The sequence below is a fragment of the Streptomyces sp. MB09-02B genome, from assembly GCF_033794485.1.
Classification (GTDB): Bacteria; Actinomycetota; Actinomycetes; order Streptomycetales; family Streptomycetaceae; genus Streptomyces.
Window position 1 is genome coordinate 1 of record NZ_JARGEE010000642.1, and the last position, 3491, is coordinate 3491.

Consider the following 3491-nt stretch of genomic DNA (forward strand, 5'->3'; position numbering starts at 1 on the left):
TCCTCTGTCGTCATTTTTTTATGTAAAAAAAGAGCCGGCCTACGGGGTTTTTGCCCTTTCCCGTGGGTCGGAGATTTGTTTAAGAGACAGCCACATGCCGCCGCCCCTCACCCACCTCGGCAACCCCCACCTCGGACAACCGCGCGGTGATCACCAGCGTCCCTTCCTCGATCTGATAGTCGAGCGGCAGCTCAAGACCCCGCATAGCGGCGACCATCCCCGTGTTGGACGCCTGCGTCACCACGTACACGCTCTCGCAACCCGTCCCGGCCGCCATCTCCACGAGCCGGCGGAGCAGCTCACCGCCGATCCCCCGCCGCTGCCACTCGTCCTCGACGATCAGCGCGATCTCGGTCTCGTCGCCGTCCCAGAGAAGGTGTCCCAGCCCGACGAGGCGCCCCGAGGCCGTCTGCACGGCGAGCGTCCGCCCGAAACTCGGGCTGAGCAGGTGCGTGAGGTACCGGTCGGCGTCCCCCACGGGCCCGTGGTACCGCATGGTCAGCGTGCGCGAGGAGCACCGCGCGTGCATCGCCTTCGCCGCCCGCAGATCGCCGGCGTCGGCGCGTCGCACCGTGATGTCGTTGCCCTCCGGCAGGGTCAGCACGTCCTCGCTGCGCGGGATCCGGGGCCCCAGCCGCGCGTCCAGCTCCACCAGCGCCCGGGCCCGCGCGAACTCCGTCGGCGTGAACGGCAGATACGGCCGCTCGACCGTGATCACCCCACCCTCCGGCGCCCGCAGCCGCATCACCGTGTCCTCCAGGACCCCCTCGACAGGGACGCTCTCCTGGGCCCGCCCCGAGCCCGGAGCCGTGGCCGGCAGCGAGCGGATGGTGCAGCGACCGAGCAACTGCCGCAGTGCGAGCGGCAGTTCCGCCGCGTCCAGCGCCGTGCGCGTGGCCAGACCGAGGATCCGGGTCGGCGCGTCCACCAGGTCGTGGGCGTCACCGCGCTCGATCCAGATCCCGGTGCCGCCCGATGCCGAAACGGCCCGCGCGATCTCCGCCGCCGACAGTTCCTCGGGCGCCCGGAGCAGGAACTCGTCCACCGTGCCCTCGGCCAGCGGATGGGTCTGCAGGCTCAGGATGTCGACCCTGAGTTCCGCGAGCGCCGTGCACAGCGCGGCCAGCGAACCCGGTGCGTCCTTCACCGTCGTCCGCATACGCCACATCAGGGTCGCCCCGGTGACCACCGGGGCGACTGTCTCCGAAGGCCCGGCCTGCTGCCCCTCGGCGAGCGGCGGCCGGGCGTCGGTATCGTTCGTCGGCGGCGCGTGACCGTGGCGCCGTTCCCACCAGCCACGGAACCCGGCCGTGGCGGAGCGCAGCCGGTGGTGCATGGGGCGGCCGTTGCCCGCCCGCGTCACATCAGACATGTCCTGAGTCATGGGGCCACTGTGGACGAACGGTGTTGCGTGATCACGAACGCTTTGTGACTGACCGGTAAAAGCAGCGTTCCGCACCTTTTGTTGCTTTTTCTGTGACGGGTGCTGTCGGAACCGATGCCGACGATGACCGTGGACGTCAAACCGGCTCGGAAGCGTCCCGTGGATCACTGCCCGACGAGACCCGGCTGGAGCACCTTCGTGTACAGCACGGTCCCGTCCTGCTCCCGCAACCGGACCGTCAACTCGCCGTTGTGGCCGTCGATGTCGACCTCGCCGAAGAACTGGTAGCCGCCCGCCGGAGACACGTTCGCCGTGGTCGGCGCCTTCACGAAGACCCGCTCGGGGCCGAAGGTGCCGTCGAGCGTGTTCGCCGGGAAGGCGCCCGCGTTGAGCGGCCCGGAGACGAACTCCCAGAACGGCTCGAAGTCGGTGAAGGCGGCCCGTGAGGGCTGGTAGTGCTGCGCCGAGGTGTAGTGCACGTCGGCCGTCAGCCACACCGTGCCGGTGATCCTGCGGTGCTTGATGAACCGCAGCAGCTCGGCGATCTGCAGTTCCCGCCCCAGCGGGGCGCCCGGGTCGCCCTGCGCCACGGCCTCGATGTTCGGCCTGCCGTCCCCGCTGTCGGGCACGACCAGGCCGAGCGGCATGTCGGAGGCGATCACCTTCCACACCGCACGCGACCGCGACAGCTCCCGCTTGAGCCACTGCAGCTGCTCGGCGCCGAGGATGCCCACCGGGTCGGTGGTCTGCGTACCGGGCGAGTTGGCGTCGCGGTACGTCCGCATGTCCAGCACGAACACGTCCAGCAGAGGGCCGTGGCGCACCACCCGGTGCACGCGGCCCTCCCGGGCGCCCGGCCGCAGCGTGGAGATCGGGAAGTACTCGCTGAACGCCCGCCGCGCCCGCGCCGCCAGCACGTCCACGCTCTTCTCGGTGTACCGGGCATCGGTGAGGATCTCGCCCGGGTACCAGTTGTTGGTGACCTCGTGGTCGTCCCACTGCACGATCGCCGGGACCTGGGCGTTGAACCGCTTGAGGTTCTCGTCCAGCAGGTTGTAGCGGAAGTTGCCCCGGAACTCGGCCAGTGTCTCCGCGACCTTGGACTTCTCCTCGGTGGTGATGTTCCGCCAGGTGCCGCCGCCGGGGAGTGCGGCCGTCGCCGCGATCGGGCCGTCGGCGTAGATCGTGTCGCCGCTGAACAGGAAGAAGTCCGGGTCGAGCGCCCCCATCGCGTCGAAGATCCGGTAGCCGCCCCGATCGGGGTTGATGCCCCAGCCCTGCCCTGCCAGGTCACCCGACCACACGAACCGCGCCCCGGAGCGGCGTTTCAGGGACGTCGTACGGAACGTCCCGGTGACCGGCTCACCGGTGCGGCGAGGGTCGTCGGGATCGGCGAGCAGCACCCGGTAGTGGATCTGCTCGCCCGCCGGCAGCCCGCGCAGCCGCGTGGTACCGGTGAAGTCCGTGCCGACGTCCAGCAGCGGGCCGTGCCATCTGCGCGGACGGCGGAACGACTCGGTGGCGGACGTCTCGACGATCATCCGGGCCGGCCGGTCCGACCGCACCCACACCAGACCGGAGTGCGCGGTCACGTCCCCCGCCTGCACACCCCAGCCGGCCGCGGGCCGCCCCGAGAGGGCCAGGGCGGGCGCCGAGCCGAGCGCGACGGAACCGGGCAGCGCCAGCGCCGCCGACGCGGCGAACGAGCCGCGCAGCACGCTGCGGCGACCGGGCAGGGAACTCGGCGGACGGTGTGACATGAATGCGCCTCCAGCGACGGATCCGGCCAATGTGCACAGCCACAACTACGCGCACGCCGCAGCGCACACGGAAACGACAAGTGAACAACTGCGCGGGCCCAGGGGGAAGCCGACACCGCGGGAGCGCGCGGGGGTACTTGTGCGTTGCCGGGTGCGGCTCCGGTGGGGGCTTCTCGCGCAGTTCCCCGCGCCCCTGAAAAGCAGGGGCTGCGCCCCGTTTCTTTTCGGCCCGAAATGGCCGTAGGCCTTTCAGGGGCGCGGGGAACTGCGCGACCAGCCCCCACCGAACGGACGGGGGCGAGAAAACCCAGCCGTCACCCCACCGCCGCCGCCAATACCCCCACCCC

At 70.7% G+C, this 3491-nt stretch carries 2 protein-coding genes; both read right to left on the reverse strand.

What is annotated here, in order from left to right:
• Positions 1–79: 79 nt before the first annotated feature.
• Positions 80–1372: a GNAT family N-acetyltransferase gene (locus P1P70_RS42145; RefSeq protein WP_413471670.1), complete on the reverse strand. Its 1293-nt coding sequence runs from the start codon at positions 1370–1372 to the stop codon at positions 80–82.
• 176 nt (positions 1373–1548) lie between these two features.
• Positions 1549–3144 (reverse strand): alkaline phosphatase D family protein, encoded by a 1596-nt coding sequence (locus P1P70_RS42150; protein WP_319247420.1) that lies wholly within the window; start codon positions 3142–3144, stop codon positions 1549–1551.
• Positions 3145–3491 lie beyond the last annotated feature (347 nt).

Excerpts from the sequence above, each read along its gene's own strand:
- P1P70_RS42150 (WP_319247420.1), bottom strand. The coding sequence starts at position 3,144 with ATGTCACACCGTCCGCCGAGTTCCCTGCCCGGTCGCCGCAGCGTGCTG.
- P1P70_RS42145 (WP_413471670.1), bottom strand. The coding sequence starts at position 1,372 with ATGTCTGATGTGACGCGGGCGGGCAACGGCCGCCCCATGCACCACCGG.